Origin of the sequence: Granulicella sp. L46 (assembly GCF_009765785.1) — a bacterium.
In the GTDB taxonomy this organism is placed as follows: domain Bacteria; phylum Acidobacteriota; class Terriglobia; order Terriglobales; family Acidobacteriaceae; genus Granulicella.
The window spans coordinates 77,389-100,031 of sequence record NZ_LMUT01000018.1 but is presented as its reverse complement, the minus strand read 5'-3'; the positions used below and the strand labels follow the sequence as shown (position 1 = coordinate 100,031).

At 60.8% G+C, this 22,643-nt stretch carries 25 protein-coding genes; 12 read left to right on the top strand and 13 right to left on the bottom strand.

The genetic code is table 11. The features are described from left to right. Window positions 1–66: 66 nt before the first annotated feature. The gene (locus GSQ80_RS19205; protein ID WP_158789277.1) at window positions 67–621 is read left to right on the top strand and encodes a glutathione peroxidase; all 555 of its coding nucleotides are present in this window, start codon (window positions 67–69) and stop codon (window positions 619–621) included. A gap of 78 nt (window positions 622–699) precedes the next feature. Here GSQ80_RS19205 and GSQ80_RS19200 read toward each other — a convergent pair whose 3' ends face one another. After that, window positions 700–888 (bottom strand): hypothetical protein, encoded by a 189-nt coding sequence (locus GSQ80_RS19200; protein ID WP_158789276.1) that lies wholly within the window; start codon window positions 886–888, stop codon window positions 700–702. A gap of 272 nt (window positions 889–1,160) precedes the next feature. Here GSQ80_RS19200 and GSQ80_RS19195 point away from each other — a divergent pair, with 272 nt between their 5' ends. The 3 genes from GSQ80_RS19195 to GSQ80_RS19185 all read left to right on the top strand — a co-directional run bounded on the left by GSQ80_RS19195 (window position 1,161) and on the right by GSQ80_RS19185 (window position 5,538). Next, window positions 1,161–3,095, top strand: coding sequence for a M61 family peptidase (locus tag GSQ80_RS19195; protein WP_158789275.1), 1,935 nt, complete (start codon window positions 1,161–1,163; stop codon window positions 3,093–3,095). Window positions 3,096–3,277: 182 nt separating this feature from the next. After that, complete coding sequence (locus GSQ80_RS19190) at window positions 3,278–4,396, top strand: acyltransferase (protein ID WP_158789274.1); 1,119 nt, start codon at window positions 3,278–3,280, stop codon at window positions 4,394–4,396. A 32-nt stretch (window positions 4,397–4,428) separates the two neighbouring features. Next, the gene (locus tag GSQ80_RS19185; protein WP_158789273.1) at window positions 4,429–5,538 is read left to right on the top strand and encodes an alpha/beta fold hydrolase; all 1,110 of its coding nucleotides are present in this window, start codon (window positions 4,429–4,431) and stop codon (window positions 5,536–5,538) included. 3 nt (window positions 5,539–5,541) lie between these two features. Here GSQ80_RS19185 and GSQ80_RS19180 read toward each other — a convergent pair whose 3' ends face one another. The 9 genes from GSQ80_RS19180 to GSQ80_RS19140 form a co-directional block, all read right to left on the bottom strand. After that, the gene (locus tag GSQ80_RS19180) at window positions 5,542–6,186 is read right to left on the bottom strand and encodes a hypothetical protein (RefSeq protein ID WP_158789272.1); all 645 of its coding nucleotides are present in this window, start codon (window positions 6,184–6,186) and stop codon (window positions 5,542–5,544) included. 147 nt (window positions 6,187–6,333) lie between these two features. After that, complete coding sequence (cobA, locus tag GSQ80_RS19175) at window positions 6,334–7,137, bottom strand: uroporphyrinogen-III C-methyltransferase (protein ID WP_158789271.1); 804 nt, start codon at window positions 7,135–7,137, stop codon at window positions 6,334–6,336. Then, a complete protein-coding gene (locus GSQ80_RS19170; RefSeq protein WP_158789270.1) occupies window positions 7,134–7,826 on the bottom strand; it encodes a bifunctional precorrin-2 dehydrogenase/sirohydrochlorin ferrochelatase in 693 nt (230 codons plus the stop codon). The genes cobA and GSQ80_RS19170 overlap by 4 nt, the downstream gene beginning before the upstream one ends. 51 nt (window positions 7,827–7,877) lie before the next feature. Further along, on the bottom strand, window positions 7,878–9,593 hold the full coding sequence (gene cobG, locus GSQ80_RS19165; protein WP_371315744.1) for a precorrin-3B synthase: 1,716 nt from the start codon (window positions 9,591–9,593) through the stop codon (window positions 7,878–7,880). 276 nt (window positions 9,594–9,869) lie between these two features. Then, the gene (locus GSQ80_RS19160; RefSeq protein ID WP_216850460.1) at window positions 9,870–10,610 is read right to left on the bottom strand and encodes a hypothetical protein; all 741 of its coding nucleotides are present in this window, start codon (window positions 10,608–10,610) and stop codon (window positions 9,870–9,872) included. 147 nt (window positions 10,611–10,757) lie between these two features. Further along, window positions 10,758–11,534, bottom strand: a complete 777-nt coding sequence (locus GSQ80_RS19155) for a phenylalanine 4-monooxygenase (RefSeq protein WP_158789267.1) — start codon at window positions 11,532–11,534, stop codon at window positions 10,758–10,760. 40 nt (window positions 11,535–11,574) lie between these two features. Beyond that, a complete protein-coding gene (locus GSQ80_RS19150) occupies window positions 11,575–12,834 on the bottom strand; it encodes an MFS transporter (protein WP_158789266.1) in 1,260 nt (419 codons plus the stop codon). Window positions 12,835–12,876: 42 nt separating this feature from the next. Continuing rightward, complete coding sequence (locus GSQ80_RS19145) at window positions 12,877–13,689, bottom strand: response regulator transcription factor (RefSeq protein WP_254059782.1); 813 nt, start codon at window positions 13,687–13,689, stop codon at window positions 12,877–12,879. 6 nt (window positions 13,690–13,695) lie between these two features. Further along, a complete protein-coding gene (locus GSQ80_RS19140) occupies window positions 13,696–14,022 on the bottom strand; it encodes a PilZ domain-containing protein (RefSeq protein ID WP_158789265.1) in 327 nt (108 codons plus the stop codon). 384 nt (window positions 14,023–14,406) lie between these two features. Here GSQ80_RS19140 and rpsP point away from each other — a divergent pair, with 384 nt between their 5' ends. From rpsP to GSQ80_RS19115, 5 genes are all read left to right on the top strand, one after another. Beyond that, complete coding sequence (rpsP, locus tag GSQ80_RS19135) at window positions 14,407–14,676, top strand: 30S ribosomal protein S16 (RefSeq protein WP_158789418.1); 270 nt, start codon at window positions 14,407–14,409, stop codon at window positions 14,674–14,676. 254 nt (window positions 14,677–14,930) lie between these two features. Next, complete coding sequence (locus GSQ80_RS19130; protein ID WP_371315743.1) at window positions 14,931–15,260, top strand: KH domain-containing protein; 330 nt, start codon at window positions 14,931–14,933, stop codon at window positions 15,258–15,260. A 72-nt stretch (window positions 15,261–15,332) separates the two neighbouring features. Then, window positions 15,333–15,977, top strand: coding sequence for a ribosome maturation factor RimM (gene rimM, locus GSQ80_RS19125; protein ID WP_158789264.1), 645 nt, complete (start codon window positions 15,333–15,335; stop codon window positions 15,975–15,977). A 60-nt stretch (window positions 15,978–16,037) separates the two neighbouring features. Continuing rightward, window positions 16,038–16,928, top strand: a complete 891-nt coding sequence (gene trmD, locus GSQ80_RS19120) for a tRNA (guanosine(37)-N1)-methyltransferase TrmD (protein WP_158789263.1) — start codon at window positions 16,038–16,040, stop codon at window positions 16,926–16,928. Window positions 16,929–16,996: 68 nt separating this feature from the next. Beyond that, on the top strand, window positions 16,997–17,470 hold the full coding sequence (locus tag GSQ80_RS19115) for a hypothetical protein (protein WP_158789262.1): 474 nt from the start codon (window positions 16,997–16,999) through the stop codon (window positions 17,468–17,470). Window positions 17,471–17,506: 36 nt separating this feature from the next. Here GSQ80_RS19115 and GSQ80_RS19110 read toward each other — a convergent pair whose 3' ends face one another. Beyond that, the gene (locus tag GSQ80_RS19110) at window positions 17,507–18,391 is read right to left on the bottom strand and encodes a hypothetical protein (protein ID WP_158789261.1); all 885 of its coding nucleotides are present in this window, start codon (window positions 18,389–18,391) and stop codon (window positions 17,507–17,509) included. A gap of 171 nt (window positions 18,392–18,562) precedes the next feature. Next, window positions 18,563–19,273 (bottom strand): hypothetical protein, encoded by a 711-nt coding sequence (locus GSQ80_RS19105; RefSeq protein WP_158789260.1) that lies wholly within the window; start codon window positions 19,271–19,273, stop codon window positions 18,563–18,565. Window positions 19,274–19,438: 165 nt separating this feature from the next. Here GSQ80_RS19105 and rplS point away from each other — a divergent pair, with 165 nt between their 5' ends. Then, window positions 19,439–19,795: a 50S ribosomal protein L19 gene (rplS, locus tag GSQ80_RS19100; RefSeq protein ID WP_158789259.1), complete on the top strand. Its 357-nt coding sequence runs from the start codon at window positions 19,439–19,441 to the stop codon at window positions 19,793–19,795. Between the two features lie 70 nt (window positions 19,796–19,865). Here rplS and GSQ80_RS19095 read toward each other — a convergent pair whose 3' ends face one another. After that, window positions 19,866–21,083: a hypothetical protein gene (locus GSQ80_RS19095; protein WP_158789258.1), complete on the bottom strand. Its 1,218-nt coding sequence runs from the start codon at window positions 21,081–21,083 to the stop codon at window positions 19,866–19,868. Between the two features lie 236 nt (window positions 21,084–21,319). On the opposite strand from GSQ80_RS19095, the gene GSQ80_RS19090 reads away from it, so the two are divergent. Next, complete coding sequence (locus GSQ80_RS19090; RefSeq protein WP_158789257.1) at window positions 21,320–22,105, top strand: ribonuclease HII; 786 nt, start codon at window positions 21,320–21,322, stop codon at window positions 22,103–22,105. 108 nt (window positions 22,106–22,213) lie between these two features. Continuing rightward, a partial coding sequence (locus GSQ80_RS19085; RefSeq protein WP_174241365.1) for a PIG-L family deacetylase occupies window positions 22,214–22,643 on the top strand: 430 nt, incomplete at its 3' end.

Below are 22,643 nucleotides of genomic sequence, written 5' to 3'. Positions count from 1 at the left end.
TCGCGCCTCCGTCAACCCCTAAACACTATAGCCATCCGACCCATCCCCACGCGCTAAACTATCTCCATGTCGACCCTCGCCACCATCCCCGTCACCACCATCGCCGGCTCCCCCGCCACCCTCGCCGACTACTCCAGCAAAGTTCTCCTCATCGTGAACGTCGCCAGCAAGTGCGGCCTCACCCCGCAGTACACCGCGCTCGAGGCCCTCTACCAGAAGTACAAAGATCGCGGCCTCGTCATCCTCGGCTTTCCCGCCAACGACTTCGCCGGACAGGAACCCGGCTCCGATCAGGAGATCGCTAAGTTCTGCTCCATCGACTACCCCGTCACCTTCCCGCTCTTCTCCAAGATCCCCGTCACCGGCCCGGACAAGCATCCGCTCTACGCCGCGCTCATCGCCGCCGCACCCACACACATCCCCCATGGCCCGTGGCGCGAAAACCTCACCAACTACTCGGCCAAGAACGGCTTTCCCCCACCCAACGAACTCCCCGAGCTCCTCTGGAACTTCGAAAAATTCCTCGTCGGCCGCGACGGCAACGTCCTCGCCCGCTTCGCCCCCGACACCCCGCCCGACGACCCCAAGATCACCACTGCCATCGAGCAGGCCCTCGCCTAGCACTCACCTCTAGCAAGAATGAGCATGCAAACAGCCCTCCCTAATCCAGGAGGGCTGCCTCATTCGATTGGGGCGACATTACCCCTTGGGGGTCAAGGTTGAGACTTCCACGGTCTCGACTTTCTCCCGCATCCCTTTGGGCAATGCGCTCGTATCAATCTTTGCGTCTTTCAACTCATCAGGCGGTGCAGTATTAACGTGCTTCTCGATCAGTTCAGCATCGAGGGCTTCTTCAGCATCAGGGCGGTTGGTAATATTCTCTTTCATCTTCACTTCCTCAGGAATCGGCTCGAAGTTCGTTTCGGATTGACCCAACACCCACTTGACTGGACCACAAGAAAATCGTGACTCCATAGTTAGACGCCCATTCGCCCTCCCGTGAGCTTTAACTTTCGCCGTCCGCACAGAACGACTGCCTGGGCCTGGTCCCAGACTGGCGGCGGCGATCTTAACCCTCGCCGTCCGCGCAGGACCCCGCGTCTTCTGGTGCCCTCATCGCGTATCCTTTCTATACCTGAATTAGAGAGGCTTCCCACACGATGCTCCGTACGCCGTTGCTCCTCACCGCCGCAATCGCCCTCACCGTTCCAGCCTTCAGCCAGACCCCCATCCGCATCACCGCCGACATCACCGAAGCTCCCCGCAAGCTCTACCACGCGGAGATCGATCTCCCCGTCAAACCCGGTCCCGCGACCTTCATCACACCAGAGTGGATACCCGGCAACCATCGCCCCACCGGCCCCGTCTCCGACATCACAGGCGTCGCCTTCAGCGTCGACGGCAAGCCCATCTACTGGCGTCGCGACGATCAGAATCTCTACGAGTACCACGTCGAAGTCCCCAAGGGCGTCACCACCCTCCACGCCCATCTCGACTGCATCGTCACTTCACGCGCCGACGACAAAATCGCCGTCCTCGAGTGGGAAAAGCTCATGCTCTATCCCGCCAACATCCCCGTCCGCGATATCGCCATCCAACCCAGCGTGACCGTCCCCGCCGGCTGGGGCATCGGCACCGCGCTCACCCCCGCAAGCGCCTACGACCCCAACGCCAAGGTAGGCGGCACCACCCAGTTTCAGCCCACCACCGTCGAGCAGCTTGAAGACTCCCCCGTCATCGCCGGCGAGAACTTCCACGAGTTCGCCCTGGCTCCCGAGATCTCGCCCAAGCACTACATCGATGTAGTCTCCGACGAGCCCGACGATTCCAACCTCCGCCCCCAACTCCTCGACGAAATCTCCAACCTCGTCCGCGAGACCGGCGCTGCCTACGACTCGCGCCACTACCACGTCTACCACTTCCTCCTCACCCTCTCCGACCTCACCGGCGGTGAGGGTCTAGAGCACGGCCAGTCTTCCGACAACGGTGTAGGAGAGAAAGGGTTCGAGTCGCAGAAGGGACAGCTCGGCGAATCCGACCTCCTCTCCCACGAATTCACTCACTCCTGGAACGGAAAATACCGCCGCCCCTACAACCTCTACCAGGACGACTTCTCCAAGATGCAGCAAGGCTCCCTGCTCTGGGTCTATGAGGGCATGACGCAGTACCTCGGCAACGTCCTCGCCGCGCGCTCCGGCCTCAAATCCCAGGCCGCCTACCGCGACATGCTCGCCTTCTCCGCCGCGCAGCTCGACTACAAGTCCGGCCGCGAGTGGCGTCCCACCGAAGACACCGCCATCGCCGCCAGTATCCTCCGCTCCGAAGGTCCCGCCTGGTCCAACTGGCGTCGCGGTCAGGACTACTACCAGGAGGGCGAGCTCTTCTGGCTCGACGCCGACACCAAGATCCGCGAGCTCACCAACGACCAGAAGTCCCTCACCGACTTCCTCCACATCTTCCTCGGCAAAGGCGGCAACACCGGCCCGCTCATCGTCACTTACAACCGCGACGAGCTAGTCGCCGACCTCAACACCGTCGTCAAGTATGACTGGGCCACCTTCATCCACGACCACGTCGACGTTGTGAATCCGCACGCCGACTTCGACGGCATCACCCGCGGCGGCTACAAGATCGTCTACCAGGATCACCCCTCCGACAGCCTCTCCGCTCTCATGCACAGCGGCAGTCGTCGCGGCGGCGGCGCCGGTCCCTTCGTCTGGTACTCGCTCGGCCTACAACTCGGCGCCGACGGCACCATCTACGACGTTCGCTGGGGCAGTCCCGCCGACAAAGCCAAGCTCGCTCCCGGCCAGAAGCTGATTGCCGTCAACGGCCTCGTCTTCTCTACAGAAGCCGTCCACCAGGCCCTCGTCGCCACGAAGACCGGTGGCCCGCAAAGCTCGGAACCCATCCACTTCCTCGTGCAGTCTGAGCAGTACATCAACCCTGTCAACGTCGACTACCACGACGGCGAACGCTACCCCACCATGGTTCGCGTAGACGGCACCAAGGACTATCTCGACGAGATCACCAACCCGCTCGCCAAGCATCCCGCACCGCCGCCAACCGACACCAAGGAAGACAAAACCAACTAGCTTCGCCACGCAACAACGGGGCGCGAAGGCAATCCCTTCGCGCCCTTCTTCGTGCTCCCACGACGACCGTCATCTCGACCGAAGCATGACGGCCTCATCGTCATGCCCAGTGGAGAGACCCCTGCATTTCAAAGCCCTCCACCGAGCCACAACTCCACGCCCGCGCGATGCTATCCTTCGCTATGGCCCCACCACCAGGAACCACCCGCCGTGAAATCGAACTCGATTTCATTCGCGGAATCGCCATCCTGATGGTGCTCATCTTCCACTACCGCCCCCACAATCTCCTCATCACCTCGCCCATCCTCAACCGCATCCAGGGCTTTGGCTGGACTGGCGTCGACGTCTTCTTCGTCCTCAGCGGCTTCCTCGTCGGCGGCCTCCTCATGAAGGAGTGGCAGCGCACCGGCAGCGTAGACTCGCCGCGCTTCCTCAAGCGCCGTGCCTTCAAAATCTGGCCCGGCTATTACGCCTTCCTTCTAGTCGCCACGCTCTTCCACGTCCGCCCCCTCAGCAGCTTCTTCTGGCAGAACCTTCTCAACATCCAGAACTACATTCCCTCCAGCCTCGCGCACACCTGGAGCCTCGCTGTTGAAGAGCAGTTCTACCTCGCGCTCGCCGCCCTCCTCGCACTCTGGACCGCGCGCCACTGGAAGCCCACAACCCTCCTCACCACCTGCATCACGCTCGCTCTCTCCATCGAAGCCCTGCGCGCCATCCTCTCCGCGCACGCACAACCGGTCTACTTCTACACCCACACCCGCCTAGACGGCTTACTCCTCGGCGTAGCCCTCGCCGCCATCCACACCTTCTGGCCCGAGTGGTTCCAGAAGCTCCAGCAACAGCGCCTCCTCCTCCTCACCATCGTCGCCATAGGTCTCTGGCGTCTCTACGTCGACAGCGACGCCTATCCCGAACCCGACGCCCTCACCTCGCCCTTCCTCATCACCTTCGTCGACTACGCCGCCGCCGCCCTCCTCCTCCTTCTCTACCGCCGCAGGCCCACGCACACCAGCCCCTACCGCCTCATCGCCCGCATCGGCATCTACTCCTACGGCATCTACCTCTGGCACGTCAGCGTCGAGCGCCCCGTCAACTGGGCCGTCGACCACGTCCCCCACTCCCTCGCCGCCGCCACCTCCACGCTGCTTCCCTACATCCTCGCCATCCCGTTAGGCATCCTCGCCACCAAGCTCATCGAGTTCCCCTTCCTCCGCCTGCGCCAGCGCCTAGTCCCCTCCCGTACCCCCGAGCCCCAAATCCCCGAACCCCAACCCACCGCCCAAATCCCCGTAAGCTAAAATCATCCGCATCGCCGCACCCCGGAGCCCCCATGTTCAAGCCGCTTATCGCAGCTGCCCTCCTCGCCGCCACTGCCGCTACTGCGCAGACCATGTCAGCGCCCGCAAGCACGCCCGCACCCGCGCCCGCCTACACCGGCACGCCCGGCGACTACATCGCGCACGACTTCCACTTCGGCAGTGGCGAAACCCTCCCCCAACTCAAACTCCACTACCTCACTCTCGGCGCGCCCCACCGCGATACCAGCGGCCACGTCGACAACGCCGTCCTCCTACTCCACGGCACCGGCGGCGATGCCCACTCGCTCTTCAACCCCAACTTCTCCAAGATCCTCTTCGGCCCCGGCCAACCCCTCGACATCACAAAATACTTCCTCATCTTTCCCGACGACATCGGCCACGGCGAATCCTCCAAACCCTCCGACGGCCTGCGCATGAAGTTCCCGCAATATGACTACGACGACATGGTTCGCTCCCAACACCAGATGCTCCTCGAAGGCCTCCACGTCGACCACCTCCGCCTCATCCTCGGCACCTCCATGGGCTGTATGCAAAGCTTCGTCTGGGGTGAAGCCTATCCCGAATTCGCCGACGCCCTCATGCCCCTCGCCTGCCTCCCCGTTCCACTCGCCGGCCGCAATCGCATGATGCGCTACATGGCCATAGAAAACATCGAGCGCGACCCCGCCTGGAAAGACGGCAACTACACCACCGAACCCACCGAAGGCCTGCGCACCGCCAACGAGATGCTGCTCATCATGGGCTCCGCGCCCCTCGTCATGCAGACCAACTTCCCCACCCGCCAGCAGGCCGAAGCCTACGTCGACAACTATCTCGCCCGCACCGTCGCCACAACCGACGCCAACAACCTCATCTACTACGTCAACGCCAGCCGTAACTACGACCCCAGCCCCCACCTCGACCGCATCAAAGTCCCCGTCATGTACATCAACTCCGCCGACGACTTCATCAACCCTCCCGAGCTAGGCATCGCGGAAAAAATGGTCCACCAAATGCCGAACGCCAAATTCGTCCTCATCCCCATCTCCGACAAAACCCGCGGCCACGGCACCCACACCATGGCCGCCATCTGGCAGAACTACCTCGTCCAACTCCTCAACGAGTCCGCGCCGAAGCACTAGCGCTCAACCTGTCCGCGTACTTGCGCGAAGCCACTTGATCGAGCTCTTGAAATACGAGCGGACGCTCGTTGCCAGAAACCTCGACCATTCAGGATCATCTTCGCCGCGTTCTATCGCAAATCTGGCAAGTGCGTATCCCCAAACGCGCTCTGGAAGATACCCCAGCCTTTGCGCAGACCATCCTTCCGAATCCGTGCTTGTATATTGCGAAAACTGAAAGGCTGCGTTCGCGTTGAAGATTCCGAAGCCAAGAAACACGGTCAATAAATCGTTGAGTGGCTCCATGTCCTCAGCCTCCCGATCGACCAGTCCCCCTCCAAGCAAAATGACGTGGCCGAGTTCATGTGCAAGAACCGCAACCAAAGCTACCGGGTCGCGAAGCTGACGCTGATGAACCGCCACCAACTTCTTTTGATTAGGTGGCTCGACATAGACGCCACCCGGCGACGAACTCCTATGCGCAGCAAAGGGAATCGATTCCAGCGTTGACTCCGCAGAGTCCGAAAACACCTGGAGTTCGACGCTGTCCGGGTCAACACCCATGCACCCTGCCACCCGCAAAAACATGAGTTGCAACGCTGCTTCCGATCCATCAAACCGATCCGGGAAGTCCTCCGCCGTCGGTCGCATCACGCGAGCCTCCAGCATCCACCTCCGCCCCAATATTCGAGACAAGCGTTCGAACCCTTCATCTACCCAAAGCCGATCGTCTTCACTGACAGGCGCCTTCGCTGCTCGGCCAAACATAGCGTCCGTTATACCATTGCGCCTCGCATTAGATTCGATTAGCCAACCCTACTCAGCATCGGAAGAAACAAGCCGCACAGCCAACTCCTCGATCACACGCAATTTCTCCGCAAGCGAGGCCTTACCTTCGACCAACCCGGCCATCGCACGACCCACCAACAACACCACCGGCGCCGGCCCACACTCCATCTCGTCCAATCCATCCAGCCGAGCAGCCACAAAACTCTGCCGCGCCGTCGCCGCATGCGAGATCGCGCAGCACGCCACATCCTCCGCCACCCCCGCCTCCCGCAACTCCCGCGCAATCCTCCCAAGGTCCCGCCCCGGCATATACACCACCAGCGTCGCATCGTCCGGCAGCCTCCCACTCCATATCGGCGCCGAGTCTTTCCCGTCCGCATGATGTCCCGTGCAGAAGATCAACTTGCTCGCACTCCTCCGATCCGTAAGCGGCAACCCCAGCGCCGCGCCCGCAGCAAACGCCGCCGTCACGCCCGGCACCACCTCAAACCGCACGCCCGCCGCGCGCAGCGCCGCAATCTCCTCGCCCGCGCGTCCGAACACTAGCGGGTCTCCACTCTTCAACCGCACCACAGATTGTCCCGCGCGCGCCGACTCAATCATCAGCGCATGAATCCCAGCTTGCGTAATCCGCGGCCGCCCGCAACGCTTGCCCACGCTCGTCACCAGCGCATGCCGATGCACCAGCGCCAACACCTCCGCCGGCACCAAATCATCATGCAGCACCACGTCAGCCGACTCCAGCAGCCGCAGCGCCCGCACCGTCAGCAGCTCCGGATCCCCCGGCCCCGCCCCCACCAGGTACATCACGCCTTTCTCCGCGACGGTCATGCCTTCACCTCCGCACGATCCGGGTGCCCCAGGTCTGGATTTTCAGACCTGGGTGGGACCGCCGCGAATCCATGCTCCCGCGCATGCTGCCGAGCCCGCATCCTCGACGGACAACCATCAAACCCACACACCTCTCTCGACGCCAACTCATGCAGCAGCAACTTCCGCTCATCCCCCACTGGCTCCACAGCCGTCACCTCGCGCCGCAGCCGCCCCAGCTCCATCAGCCATTCACCCGTGTCCAGCGGCAATTGCGCGTTAATCTCCTTACGCAACCGCTGTGCCAGCGTCGGACTCTCCCCCGCCGTCGAAATCGCAATCTGCAACTCACCCCGCCGCACTACACTAGGAAAATAAAAGTCGCAGAACGGAGGGTCATCCACGGCATTACAAAGAATCCCAGCCGCACTAGCCTCCGCAAACACCGCGCGATTCACCGCATTCGTCGCCGTAGCCGCCACCACCAGGAATGCCGCTGACAAATCCCCCGCACAATATTCCCTCTGCTCCCAACGCAGCTCACCAGCCTCCGCCCATGCCTGCACACGCGGCAAAGCCTCCGGCGCAATCACCGTCACGCTAGCCTCCGCCGCCAGCAAACTCTCAATCTTCGACTCAGCAATATTCCCCGCCCCCACCACCACGCAGGGCCGAGCCGCCAGCTTCAGAAAAATCGGAAACAAACTCATCCCGCCCCTTCAACAACTGAGAACTGAGAACTAACAACTGACAACTTCGCTTTAGCCAACGTTCGTAGGCACACGCCCCGGCGACGGATCCCTCTCCACCGCCTCCACAACTCCGCCCGCCAACAACGTGCGCAAATCTTCATCACTCGTCCGCCGGAAATACGCGCGCAGATTCTCCCCGTCTCCGCGCCCCTTCAAATACCCGCGCAGCAGCCGCTCAATCGCCTCCGGACAATCTTCCGCCGCAGCCCTATACCCAATCTGCCGAGCAATCCCCGCATACTCTCCCACCGCGCCGCCGACGCAGAAGTAAAACGCGTCGACCATCTTCCCATCCTTCTTCAACTTCTTTCCCTCGAGCCCGATATCCGCAATCCAGCTCTGCCCGCAACTATTCGTGCAGCCCGTCACATGCAGCCGCAGCTGCTGATCGAACTCCGGCAGCCGCTCTTCCATCTCTCCCACCAACCACTTCGCAAAACCCTTTGTCTCCGCAATCGCCAGCTTGCAGAACTCCGTCCCCGTACACGCCACCGCGCCGCGATAAAACACATTCGGCTGCACCTCCAACCCCAGTGCAGCAATCTTCTCGACAACCTCCGCCGTCTTCGCACTAGGAATATTCACCAGCACAATATTCTGCCCAATCGTCGCGCGCAAATGCCCATCGCCATACTCTTCACTCAGCGTCGCCAGCGCATGCAGCTGCGCCGGATCCAATCGACCATTCAGCACCGTCACGCCGACATAACTCAACCCCTCCTGCCGCTGCGCATGCACGCCCACATGGTCGCGATACACATCCTCGGCAATCGATCCCTCGTCGCAAGCATCAAACGTGAACCCAATCTTCTCCTCAATCGCCGCGAGCATCGTCTCCGCCGTCCACCCATGCCGCATGAACAAATACTTCAACCGCGCATGCGTCCGGCTCTCGCGCAACACATCCTGCTCGCGGAAGATCGTGCATACCGCCTTCACCGCGGCCAGCGCCTTATCCTGTGGAACAAACGCATTCAACCGCACCGCCAGATGCGGTTCAGCCGACAGCCCGCCACCCACGCGCAAACTATACCCAACCTCTTCCTTCCCATCCTTCACGCGCTTCAGCCCGGTCAATCCCACATCATTAATCTCCGGATAGCTGCACCAGATCGGGCATCCCGTCACGCTGATCTTAAACTTGCGCGGCAGGTTATAAAACTCCGGATTCGCCGTCAGCAGCTCTGCCACCTCCACTGCCAGCGGCGACGCATCCAGCAACTCATGCCCATCCAACCCTGCCAAGGGACACCCCGTCACATTCCGCACCACGTCCCCGCAAGCCCCCTTCGGACTCAACCCGATCGCCGTCAGTGCATCCACAATCTCCGGCAGCGCCTCAATCGTCAGCCAGTGCAGCTGGATATTCTGCCGCGTCGTAATGTCCGCAACCCCGCGCGCATACTTCTCCGTGATGTCCGCGATCGTGTGCAACTGCTTCGCGGTCAGCAGACCATTCGGCAGACCAATACGCATCATGAAATACTCAGTCGCCTTGCCCACACCACCCACGCCACCAGTCACGCCCGCGCCGTCGCCCTGCGTATACACGCCCCACCACTTGAAGTAGAACTCCGCCCACTCCGGCAGCACACTGCCGCGACCTTCGCGCGCAAACGTCCGCACCTCGTCCCACGCGGCCCACGGATTCTTCTCCAGCTTCAGCCGCTCCGACCGCTGCGCCTTCGTCTCTTTCGCCGCCACACCTGCACCAGCCTTCACCACGTCACTCAAGATCTTCTCCAGTCCAAACACAAAGGCCCACGATCCAATTCGTGGGCACTCGGGATAACGCTCAGCCTTCGCTCATTGATCGTTCAACAAGCAGCTGCGTCCGAGTACCCGCCTTGGACATCTACAACAAGCTGCGTTGCGTAAACCACTCATGGTTCGAGGTTAGTCGCGCACCCGCGCAACGTCAAACATTCGCACCCTTCACCGTGTCAACTGAGGCTCCCCCCAACAAATCACCTGTAAGCCCCAGTCCGAAGGAACATCTGGCTATCTGAACCACCGCTGTATCTCTTCCCTGCCCTTTTCGCTGATCTGCACCTTTATGAAGTCATTCACGGAACCTGGGTCAGGATCCTTGCGTTCCGCGGACACTTCGAAGCTGTATGTATCCCAGTTCGCGACGTCTTCAAACAATATGAGACCAAGCCCGAATCTCTCGCATTCGTCGCGAATACGGTCGAACAATGGGCTTTTTTCATATTCATCCGAATCGGGAAAAGCAAGGTAGCTTCTATGGGCAAATGCAGAGTGAGCAGCAGCTTCATACACGCCTTCCATCGCCGTTCCAATATCTGGTTTGATTTCGAAAGTAATTACTTCGAATAGCTTTCCCGGAAAATAGACAAACGTCTGTTCCGCAATTAGCGTAACGTCTGGTCTAGTCCACAATCCACCAGTATTGCGCCGCCCCTGCGCTGCCGTAATCTCGCATATCCAAGGCTTTAAATCGTTATCAAGAACATAGCCCGTCTGGATAATTTTCTGAAACGGTTCATATAAAGAACTCTCCAGTAATACAGGAACGAGAGCCGTAACAGCACCGCTCAAGTCCGATGCTGCGGAAACAAGAGAATCAGGGACGACTGGCACCTCAGCGACAGAAAGTACACGGCGGACTAGACCGCCTCGGCCGCGCGCTCTTTCGAGCTTTCCTTCATCGATGAGCGAATTTCTTAAATCCCAATAATCTTCATCTGTCAGATCGTCGTCTGTAAGGGTTTCTCTCATCGCATCTCGCAGAGATGGATTGCTGACAGTCTTTCCATCCTCAGGCGTTAACGCAAAGAGTTGCTGCTTATATTGATCTCGACGGTTAGGAATCACGATGCGGAAATGCTATCACGCTCTCATGCCTGCGATCTCTGCGGCTCTCCCTCACCCCACCCGAGACTCCGCTTCTTTCGCCGCCTCATAAATCTGCTCGAAGCTCTCAATCGCATACAGCACCGGCTGCATCTTGCTCACGTCCACCACCGTATTCAGCACCTGGTCCACGTCAAACTCTCGAATCTCCAGCCCCGCACCACGCTCCACCACATGCGTACATTCGCCGTGCGACGAGATCAGCCCGCTCCCATACACCTTGATCTTCCCGGCCTCGTGGATCACGCCAAACTCCACCGTGAACCAGAACAGCCTTCCCATCTGCTCCAGCGCCTCCGCACTCTTCAGTCCTGCGCACACCTTCCCATACTGCTCCAGGAAATCAGCAAACACCGGATGCGCATGCATCGGCACATGCCCAAAGACATCGTGAAAAATATCCGGCTCTGGCGTGTACTCCATCGCGTCTCGACTCCGAATCCAGGTAGTCGTCGGAAACTTCCGTGCCGCCAGCATCTCGAAGAACGCATCCGCCGGCAGAAACCCGCTCACCGCCGTCGAATTCCAACCCGTCCGCGGCTGCAACCGCTCGCTAACCTTCTTCAGTACCGGCAGACGGTCCTCCTGCAGCCCAATCTGCTCGAAGCCCTCAAGATAAGCACTGCACGCGTGCTCCCGCAGCTGGGGCATGCGCCGCGTCACCAGCTCCGTCCAGATCGCGTGCTGCTCCGGCGTATATGCTGCCCAGTCCTGCTCAATCAAATAAGGCGCAGCCGCCACCAGCTCCCGCGATTCTGCCTTCCGCGAATCTACAACCGACGTATCCATACAATTTCTCCCTCAACGATGTTAGACGCTACACCTCACCTCACAGCGTCGACAAATCCGCGCCCTTCGCCTCGCGCCCCAGCGCCGTCACCACCACCACAATTACCGCGACGATCACCACCGTAATCGCCAACACCGGCGCGAACCGCCCGCCAAAATACTTCGTAGCCGCCGCTGCCTGCAACACACTATTCCGCGACGACAGCACATTCCCCAACTGGTACGCCAGCCCCGGAAAGATCGCCCGCACCGCCGGCGGAGACATCTCGTTCAAGTGCACCGGGATCACTCCCCACGCCCCCTGCACCATGAACTGCATCAGGAATCCGCCCACCGCCAGCATCACCGCCGTATGACTCCACGCCCACAAAGGAATCATCGGGATCGACAGCAGCGCCGCCGTAATAATCGCCCGCCGTCTCCCCACCCGCTCCGAGTAGCTCCCAAACCATATCCCCCCAAACACCGCACCCACATTGCCCACAATCGCAATCGTCGACAGCGCCACTCCCCGTATCCCATGATCAACTTTCAGAAATGTCGGATACAAATCCTGCGTCCCATGACTGAACGCCATGAACGCAGTCATCAACACCGTCAGCGCCAACAGGCTCGGCAGATACTTCAACACCTCCACCACCCTCGACCGCTTCGCCTCCTTCGCCTTCAACTTCGCCGCCTGCCGCTGCGCCAACCACGCCGGCGACTCATCCACCTTCCGCAACAGCAGCAGCAACAGCAGCGATGGCACCGCCCCAATCAGAAACAGCACCCGCCATGCAGTGAACATTCCCGTCCCATGCAAGTAAGGAAACAGCAAGTACACCAGCGCCGCCAGCATACTGCCCATCACATATCCTTCCTGCAACAATCCCGAAAAAAATCCGCGCCCCTCTGCCGGCAAACTCTCGAGCGCCAGCGCCGCGCCCACGCCCCACTCCCCTCCCATCGCAACGCCAAACAGCGCCCGCATCGCCAGAAACCATCCAAACGTAGGCGCAAATGCAGACGCCATCACGAACACCGAATAACTCACCACGTTCAACATCAGCGTAGGCCGCCGCCCAAACTTCTCCGCCAGCGCGCCAAACACCAGCGCCCCCACCGGCCGCATCAACAGCGTCCAGAAGATCGCTTTCGCCGCAGTAGCCAAACTCACATGAAACGTCGCAGCAATCGCGTCCAGGCAAAATGTCAGAAGAAAAAAATCAAACGCATCCAGCGTCCACCCCAGGAAGCACGCCGTATACGCGCGCCGCTGCGCCGAGTTCAACGAGCGTAACGGCTGCAGTACTGTCATCTTCCAGCAGCCCCCGTCAACATTCCGATCCTGCTCAGTGATTTATAGCTTCGCCCGCAGCGGAATTCCCGGATCCACAAAGGGTGCTGCCTCCGTCGTTTGTGGATGCGTCTGCAGAATCTTGTGGTGCAGGCAATACAGTGCCAGCTCCAGCCGATCCGCCACCCCCAGCTTGTCGTAAATCTTGCGCAGATAATTCTTGACCACCTGTTCGGTCGTCCCGATCTGGTACGCAATCTCCTTGTTCCGCATGCCCCGCGTGATACACGCAATGATCGCCAGCTCTTTATCCGACAGCCGCGGCTGCGACCTCGGATTCGTCAGCATCGACGCCTGCTCGCGATACGCATCAATCACCCAGCTAATCGACTGGTTATCGATCCACGTTTCGCCCGCCGCAATCTTGCGCACGCACCTCACCAGCAATTCAGGAGAGATCGATCGCGGCACAACGCCACGCACCCCGCGTCGAAACAGCTCAACAGTATTGCCCTCGTCCGTCGACGAAATCTGCACAATCAACTTCGCATGAGGCGCCCGCCGCATGAACTCCGGAATCGCATCCACCGTTCCCGCAATCAGGTGGCCTTCCAGCAACACAACATCTGTAGGAAAGTGCTGCAGTGCCGCGTAAAGATTCTCCAGCGTCTCTGCCTGTGCCACCACCCGAATATCGTCTTCGAGCGCAAACACCTTCCGCATACCCACGCGATAGATCGCTTGAGAATCCGCAAGGATGACTCGTATACCACCCGCAGAGTCCTGATCACCCGATTCGACCTCGTCGCCATCGCCCGAGCCTGACAGGCCGTCCTGGTGATCCATTGCCTCGCTATCCGCCAACTCATCACTCATAACAACTCAGCCCCTAAATGAATATTCATCGATGACTGCGGCTGCCATTTCTTTGTCGGCAATCCGCTGATGTCGAACGATCCGTCCCAGGCAGTGAAGCAGAACATCGTTCACTCCGCCCATCACCGCTGCCGGCATCGTCAGTTCAAATCGAATTTCGGTCCCGACCGGCGGCAGCTCGTTTGCAGCAAACAGCAGCCCATTTGCCGACACATCTTCGGTAATGCCCGGGTAGTCTTTATCCGCAGTGCGAAGCACTATCTCCAGACGCAGCGGAAAGCGCACCGCGGCACGTACTGGTATGGCTTCGTAGGATCGGTACAGGGTCGCCACCGACCCTCCTTCCGGGAGTTACTACAAATCGTTCTTTACAACAAAATCGTTCAATGGTGGTGTTACCAAAGAATTCTACTGCACGGTAGCTACCTTTGGGCAGGGATTCCTGCGGGAATCCCCCGGGAATCTTCCTGTATAGCCCCCACCCCCGCATCAGCCTCGGCCCACCCTCCCGAGATTTTGCACCGAAATCATGCCAAAAATTCGATTTCAGCATTGCTAAACCTTCTGAAATCCGCGATACTTAGGTGTTCGGACTTTCGCGTCCGTCGGTCGTGCCGATCATGACCCCTGGATTTGTACCTTGGATACAAGGTGCGTCCAGCTCCGTTGACGGCTATCTGAATACATTCGAGTTTTGAGAGGATCTACCCTGTGTTGATGATTCGTTTGGCGCGCGTTGGCGCCCGTAAGCAGCCCCACTATCGCGTCGTTGTCATCGAAAAGGATCGCGCCCGCAATGGCCGCTCGGTTGAAGTGGTCGGCACCTACAATCCCCGCACCGAGCCAGCTAGCGTTGACTTCAAGCGCGACCGCATCGACTACTGGACCGGCAAAGGCGCACAGCTCTCCGAGACCGTCGGCAAGCTTCTGGCCAAGCACCAGCCCACCGTTTCCACACCCGAACCCGAAGCAACGAACGCGGCATAAGTAACCATCTTGCAGTAACTTCCGTGGTTTTTAAGAGAATCTAAAGAGTACCGCCTCCACCCTCCGTGTTGCAGTAAACTCACACTAAGCCAACACTGCCGTTTTGACGTAGTTGTAGACCTCTGCAGCGGAATACATCAGATTTCCAGCCCGGGCGCGCAACACCTCAGAGCGGTAACGGACGAGACCCTTCCATCGAAGAGAGCGGCTCCCCAATGTAGTGCCGGCGTTAACTACTCTCTTGAGGTGTATGTGTGTCTGATCCCAACGCAGTCCCCGACAGCAATCGCGCTGTCTCGGAAATGCAAGCTCTAATGACGGAGATTACCCGGGCCCTCGTCGATGATGCCGATGCAGTTCGGGTCGAAGTCCTTACCGACCAGGACGCAACCGTACTTCGCCTCCACGTCGCTCCCAGCGACATTGGTAAGGTCATCGGAAAGCAGGGTCGCACCGCGCGCTCTCTGCGTACCATCCTTGGTGCGGCCAGTATGAAACTGCAGCGCCGCTTCTCGCTCGATATCGTCGAGGCCGGCCGAACCGACCACCCTCACGACTCCAACAATTACCCTGAGCGCGACTAGCCTCCTTCGCACCATGCCTCTTCCCGTCCGCGCTCCCAGAGTCTTTTTGCGCTATTCCAGAGGCCCACAGCGTTGACCGGCATCTCCACCTCAGGTTGGTTTCCCATCGCTCGCCTGCTACGCCCGCAAGGGCGTCGCGGCGAACTCCTCGCCGACCCCCTCAGCGATCTTCCCAACCTCTTCGCACCCAACCGCGAAGTCCTCCTCGCGCCCGCGAATGCCTCTGCCCCTGCACCCAACACCCTCCCTTTGCACATCGAAGAGCATTTCTTCCCCACCGGCAAGAACGCCGGCCGTGTCGTCCTCAAGCTCTCCGGTTGCGACAGCATCTCCGCCGCTGAACTCCTAGCAGGCCAGCAGCTCTTCATCCCCACCGACCAGCTCCCACCCCTCGACTCCGGCACCTTCTTCGTCGGCGACCTGCTCGGCTGCACCCTCTACGACGCTGCCTCCCCCAACACTCCCGCCGGCACCGTCACCGACGTGGAATTCGCGACCGCCCCCGACGGCCGCACCCGCCTCGAAGACGCCGCCCCGCTCCTCTCCATCGAACTAGCCGACCAGCCCCCCGGCGCCGAACCCATCCTCGTCCCCTTCGTCCTCGCCTGGATCGACACCATCGACATCGCCGCCCGCCGCATCACCATGCACCTCCCCGAAGGCCTCCTCACCGGCCCCGAAGAGTTTGCCCCCGACTCCGAAGACCCTAACGCTTAGGCCCTTCCTCGCACTACCCACCCTCTACGCTCTACACTCTATCCTCTACACTCTGCTCTTATGCGCTTCGACATCCTCACCATCTTTCCGGAGTTCTTCGGCGCCCTTCCCGACCAGGGCATCCTTGGCCACGGCGTAGTCTCCCGAGCCCTCCGCACCGGCCTCGCCAGCGCCCACATCCACGACCTCCGCACCTTCACCCACGACCGTCACCGCACCGTAGACGACCGTCCCTTCGGCGGCGGCGAAGGCATGGTCCTCAAGCCCCAACCCATCCACGAAGCCCTCGAATTCCTCGCCCTCACTCCCAAGCCCACACGCGACACCGCGCGCGAGACGGTGATCCTGCTCTCCGCCCAGGGCAAGCGCTTCACGCAGTCCACCGCCCGCCGCCTCGCCACTCTCGATCGCGTCGTCCTCCTCTGCGGCCGCTACGAAGGCGTCGACGAGCGCGTCTCCCAACTCTTCTGCGACGAAGAGCTCTCCATCGGCGACTACGTCCTCTCCGGCGGCGAGCTAGCCGCTGCCATCCTCCTCGACGCCACCGTCCGCCTACTCCCTGGCGTCCTCGGCCACGCCGACTCCAGCCGCTACGAAAGCTTCGGCGAAGGCGACCCATCCGCCCCCAACGCGGGTGCCCCGGGTCCGGACTCTCGGACCCGGGCCGCCACCGAACCGAACGCCGCGCAACTCCCACCCCGCTCCACCAACTCCTCCAACGGCATCCTCGACTACCCCCACTACACCCGCCCAGCCGACTTCCTCGGCCTCTCCATCCCCGACGTCTTAGGCAACGGCGACCATCTAGCCATCCGCCGCTGGCGCCGCCAGGCCGCGCTAGCAAAAACCCTCGCCAACCGTCCCGACCTCCTCCTAACCGCCGACCTCTCCGACGACGACCGCGAGTACCTTGCTAGCCTCGGGTATTGCCCACCCCCCGATCTGCCCTAAAAATTCCTGCAAACCCGCTCACCAACGAACCCTCCGCAGCGTTAAACTCCCAACCAGAGGGACCGCCCATGCAGCCACTTCGTCTTCTCGCCGCCAGCCTCCTCACCTCAGCCTGCATCCTTCCAGCCGCCGCCCAATCGCGCAGCCCGCTCCTATCTCCAGACACACCCTCCCCGGCAAGCCCCCTTGTAACCTCGCAATCGCCGTCGCTCGCACCCTCCACGCCCTCGACCCTCAAGCTCACCAACCCCGGGCTCGGCTCGCTTCAACTCAAGGCTTCGCAAAATGACATCAATGTGCTGGTACTACACCCCAGCACGCAGCCGCTAGGCCTACAGCCTCAACCCCAGGAACTGGCGCTTCTCAAGCCGGACGCAGCCCTCCTCCCGCAGACCAGTCAACCCTGCGCCAAGCTACGCTCCTACAACTTCACCAGCAAGGACCTCAAGTCCGCCCACCCCCACGCCTCCAGCGAAACCGACTGTACCCCAGCGTCCAGCGGGCACCTCAAAACCATCCCCGCAACGGTGGATACGAAGTAGCCGGCAAACACAAATTGTCCTGAAGACAGAGCGCCCTTACTGCGTTACCGGCAGCTGAAACCGCACGCCCGCCGCGTGATTCACTTTCTCGGTAGCCGCTAGGTCCAGCGCCGCGATAGGAATCTCCTGCCGCTTGGCATCGGTCACATAGAGCGTCGTGCGCGTCATCGCATAGTTGTAGATCTTCTCCGGCGCCCGCCCATCCTTGAAGATCAGCGTCACGGCGTCATTGTCATACAACGAAGGCTGCGCAACCGACGAACCGCGCGCATCCGGCGAAGTCCGTGCAACCAAGGAACCTGGCGCAACACCGGCCCCCTCTCCGCTCCCCGGCTCCGCAGCCTCCGCCGCATACGGCACCGGCGGTTCCTCCGCACCCGACACCTGCTCCCCACCCGGCGCTCCATACCCCTCCGCCGCTACACCCGACCCATCCTGATACGGCCCAACATCGTACGACCCGCCGTCTCCATACCCCGACCCGTATCCCGAAGCGTTTCCAGGGTCATCCCCAGAGTCGTACCCCGAGTCATATCCCGGATCATTCGCACCCAGCCATCCATAACCCGCCCCGCCATACCCCACACCTCCGACCCCAACTCCATACCCATACCGCACTCCATACACATGCCGCCGCTCCCAGCCGCCGTGATAAAACGACGGCCGCGCATTCGCCACAACTGGACCGCCACCGAACGCCCCGCTCTGCTCGCCATACCGCGGCGCATACACTCTCCCGCCGCTAGCACCCCGACTCACCGCCCCCGAAAAACCACCCGGCGCAGCGAACCCACCGCGACCAGAAAACCCGCCACCATGGAATCCTCCACCACTGCCACCATGTCCACCACCACCGTGCTGTGCGCAAGCCGGAGCCGCCACCACCACCACCATCAGCGCAACTGCAAACAGCTGCTTCATACAGGTAATGGACGCCCAACAACTCCAAAGAGTTTCGCAGTCCAGCCATCGCACCCTAAGACGTTTCCCCGCCGTGAAAGCCCTCGCCGTCCGCGCAGGACGCGAAGGCAGAGAAAACTTCCGTGCCGCAAAGCTAACTTCATTTGTCGACAAGTCTGGAAAAAATGACCGCTACGCGCGAAGAATCCAGTTGATGACGGGTTGCCAGATCGGCAGGTTCACAACTGGAATGAGAGTGAGGGCAACCACAAGGATTAGCGATGTTCCAATGAGCGTCTCCCGCTGCACTCGGCGCATAGACCAAAGATCGTAAGCAACCACAATAAACGGCAGGCCCAGGGTGATCACGATCGTCGCGGGCAGGCGAATCGCTTCGGGAAAGGGCCAACGATTGATCGCTGGTCCAAGAATGCCCATCGTGCCCAGGATCATCAGCCGCTTGTGGGCAGCCGGTGAGCGGCGGACGATCATGGCCCATGTGATCAACACAGCGAACACAATCAGTTCCTCAAGATCGCCAACCAGCAGTAGTTGAGGTGGCAGGCCAGTAGCATTTCGCCGAATCGAATCAAAGAGCGTCAAGACGCCGAATACGATCATCAGCGGCGGCAAAACCAGGCCCAGCACCCCCAGCGTCATGTGCCACTTCACCTTACGCGCCGCCACCAGAAAGTTCTGCACGATGAGCAGCAGAATCCACGACACGAAGATCGCTCCGTGGATGTGCACTAGCACGTTGGGCAGTTTCGCCCGCATCATGCCGGCGAGGAAATAACTCTGCGCGAAGCCATAGAACACCACGCCGAAGATAACCAGCGACATGGCGGGAAAGAAGATGTCGTCGCTCCGGATCCGTTTCGCAGGAGATACCAGGGTGGCCATGAGTTTTCCGTCTTGAATTGAGATTGAAAGTATCCAGATTCTTGTCGACCTCCTCTGCGTTGTCAAGAAACGCAAGCCACCCCCACGAATCCGTGTGGAAAAGCCTTCAAAATCTGCCCAAACTGATGTAAACTGAATCCTGCGACTTTACGTAAGGAATCCATCATGTCTATCCATCCCATCATGCAGAAGCTGGCCGACAAGCTCCAGCGCACCGACCTCCCCGAATTTGCCGCCGGCGACCTCGTCCGCGTTCAGGTAAAGATCAAGGAAGGCGATAAAGAGCGTCTCCAGGCTTTCGAAGGCATGGTCATCGCCATCAAGAAGGGCCCCCAGGGCTCCTTCACCGTCCGCAAAATGAGCTTCGGCCAGGGCGTCGAGCGCATCTTCCCCTACAACTCCAAGGTCGTCGACAAGGTCGAGAAGCTCCGCTCCTACCAGGTTCGCCGCTCCAAGCTCTTCTACCTCCGTGGTCTGCGCGGCAAGGCCGCCCGTCTGCGCGAGGTCGAGCGCACCGCGTAGTCTCCGCAACCTATTCGCAGCAAAAGAGGCGACCCGATGGGTCGCCTCTTCTTTGCCTCAAACTTTACCTCTACTGTTGTGGCGCTGGAGCCGGTGAAGGCGTCACCGCATTCGGTGCAGGAACAGCTTCTGCGGTAGCCGGTACTGGCGCAGCCGCCGGAGTCTGCGCAGCCACCTGCTTCTTCGCCGCAGGCCCTGATAGCGTCGCGGATCCCTTAGGAATCACCACGCAGGGTTGTGGCGGAGCCTTCTCTCCCGGCAAAACCGGAGGAGCCGCGCGCCGCATCTGTCCCGCCGGGCACGGCGTCAGCAGCAACACCGGCTGCAGGTTCACAGGAATTGGCGGCGGCTTCACAAACGCGCCCTTCAACTCCGCATTCTCATGGCTTCCCGGCCAAACATACGGCGCCTTCGTCAACCCGCCATAGCCCACCACCGGGTACGGTGTCGGCAGAACGAAGGTGCGGTCCAGCAGCACATACGCCGGCAACGGCTTCTTGCCCAGAAGATTATTATCAGACGCGACCTGCAGGTGATGGTCTCCGGTCGTTATGGTCAGCGTCTTGTCATTGAACGCGTTCTTCTGTAGCGTGGCCCCGGCGAACGGTTCATTCGACACCACCAGCGTCCCAATCCCCGGCGCATACAGGTACATGTACTTGAAGTCAGGAATCGTGTAGTTCAGCTCCGCCTTGCCGATCATTCCGTCCACGGTAAACGTCCCCCGCGCGATGGTCACCGGAGTCATCTTCGGCGGCTTCACCTTGGACAAGTGGATCTTCTTCCCCTTCTCGTCGTATCCCAGCTCGGTCGCCGTCTGGAAAACCGGCTTGCCCTTGTCGTCGAACAGCGGATGCCCCTTCTTATCCCGCTGCTGTCGAACTGCCGGGTTGAACATCGGCTGGCCATCGGGATCTAACCGCTGCGTTCCTATCTCATCCAGCATCGGCGTCGGCGCCAGCACGATCACCGTATTCGGTCCGGTATAGATCTTTTTCTTCGCCTCTTCGGCCTTCTTTTCCTTCTTTTCTTCCGCAGCCTGGGCCTTCGCCGCCTTAGGATCCGCCTTCACGGGCGCCGCTACCTGTGGCGCTGCGGTCGTCGCCGCTTGCGGAGCTGGCACCGCTTGCGCCGTCGCAGCAGCGGGAGCCGCCGCTGGAGTCGCATCCTGCACCGTCGCAGCAGCGGGAGCCGCTGCCGGAGTCGCATCCTGCGCAGCTAACACCTGTACCACCATCAACATCGGAATGCCGACCAGCAGCAGTCTCAAGCTTCCATCAATTCGCATGCATCCATCTCCAGCTAAATCCGTAGTTCACGTGCTCAGGTATAGGTGGAGCAAGCATAGGACAAAAGTTTGCGTTTCGCCAGTAACTACAGGCTTACTCCCTCTGCCCGTCAGTCCTGTTTCGGCACAACCCCTTCCCGTTCCAGCTCTCCCCGCCACGCAGCCCTTGCCCGTTCACGACAAATTCATCCACATCCGATCCCGCTACACTTAAATTCCGCTCACGGGCGCACACGATGGCCACTCTCTTCCACATCCCCAAGGTCGCCGGCGTCACCAAAGCCACTGCCAAACAGCAGATGCTCAAGCAGCTCATCTGCTCCGACGCCGCTGAGCAGGCCCTCCGCTACCACGGCTACACCCTCATCGCAGGTGTCGACGAAGTCGGCCGCGGCGCCCTCTTTGGCCCCGTCGTCGCCGCCGCCGTCATCCTCCCCGTCAAGCTCGCGACCCTCTCCCGCATGGGCCTCAAGGACTCAAAACAGTTAACCCGCGAGCAGCGCGAAAAACTCGACCGCAAGATCCGCAAAGTCGCCCTCTGCTTCGCCGTCGCCGAAGTCGATGCCGAGACCATCGACCGCGTCAACATCTACCAGGCCTCCCGCCTCGCCATGCTGCAGGCCGTCCAGCAACTCTCCACCTCCCCCGACCACCTGCTCATCGACGCCATGCTGCTCGACCTCGCCCAGCTCACCCACCCCTGCGCGCAGACCCGACTCTTCTACGGCGACGCCCTCTCGCTCTCCATCGCCGCGGCCTCTGTCATCGCCAAAGTCCATCGCGACGCCCTCATGCGCGAGCTAGACCTCATCCACCCGCAATACGGCCTGGCCTCGCACAAAGGCTACGCCACCCCCGAACACCGCAAGGCCCTCCGCGAACACGGCCCCTGCCCGTTGCATCGCAAAACCTTCGCGCCCGTAGCCGCCTCCGACCCCAACGCCGCCCTCGACACCCTCATCGAATCCGGCGACCTCTTCGTCGAAGACCTCGAAGAGCAGGGGATAGAGTGTAGGGGATAGAGGATAGAGAGAACGGCACGAACCCTAGGTGGCCTTGGTTTTCTCTACACTCTATCCCCTACACTCTATCCCCTGTTCTACTGCATCCAATCTTCCGGAGGACCTTCGGTGGCACTCAGACTTCTCTGCATCACAGCGCATCCCGACGACGAATGTTTTGCCTTCGGCGGAGCTCTCGCCCTAGCGGCCCAGCGTGGCATCGAAACCAGCCTCATCTGCCTCACCGACGGTAGCGCCGGCTCCTATCACGGCACCGCCACCACCACCACCGAGCTCGGCCAGCTTCGCCGCGCCGAGCTCGCCGCCTCCTGCAAACTCCTCGGCCTCCAAAAGTACGAGGTCCTCGACTACCAGGACGGCCAGCTCGAGTTCGCCAGCTTCTCCAACCTAGCCGGCGACCTCGTCCAGCGCATCCGCATCCTGCGCCCTCACGTCATCATCACCTTCGGCGGCGACGGCGCCATCAACACCCACCCCGACCACACCGTCACCTCCTCCGTAGCCACCGCAGCCTTCCACTGGGCCGGCTCCCCCAAGC